At 75.0% G+C, this 580-nt stretch carries 1 protein-coding gene and 1 pseudogene; both read left to right on the forward strand.

Going from position 1 to position 580, the window contains the following annotated elements; genetic code table 11:
• Positions 1-89: pseudogene (locus tag ACSNOD_RS31645) on the forward strand (RNA polymerase sigma factor SigM); the annotation flags it as partial.
• On the forward strand, positions 86-580 hold a 495-nt coding region (locus ACSNOD_RS31650; protein WP_436770511.1), incomplete at its 3' end, for an anti-sigma factor family protein. The pseudogene ACSNOD_RS31645 and the gene ACSNOD_RS31650, both read left to right, overlap by 4 nt.

The raw sequence follows: 580 nt of genomic DNA on the forward strand, positions 1-580 counted from the left end.
GAAGGAACCGCGCGCAGGGGACATCCGTCCCACCGGCGACAGGGCCACACACCACAGATGCCGTGAAGGGCGGAGGTGGGCGAGCGTGACATCCACGACCGGCACGGATCGGCACCCGGACATCGAGGAGATCTCCGCACTGGCGGAGGGGCTGCTGCCGCCGGAACGCTCCGCCACCGTCCGCGACCATGTGACCGGCTGTGCCCCGTGCTCCGAGGTCCTGAGCTCGCTGGAGGAGATCGGCAGGCTGCTCGGCGCGCTGCCCGACCCCGGGCCGATGCCGGACGACGTGGCCGGCCGCCTCGATGCCGCGCTCGCCGCGGAGAAGGCGCTCACCGCCGGAGAGAAGGCGCTCACCGCCGGGGAGAGCGGGACGAGCGGGCGCCCGGAGGAGACGACGGCTACGCCGAGCGAAGCGGTCCCCGTTTCACGTGAAACACGGCCCGCGGTTTCACGTGAAACAACGACCGCGGTGGGTCACGACGAGCCGGCCGGTGCCCCGCGCTCGGCGGCGAGCCGCGGCCCGGGGGGCCGGCCGCGCGGTACGACGGGGCCGGGCCGCGACAGCTCCGCCCGCGGG

Source organism: Streptomyces sp. URMC 123 (genome assembly GCF_051386515.1).
GTDB lineage: Bacteria > Actinomycetota > Actinomycetes > Streptomycetales > Streptomycetaceae > Streptomyces.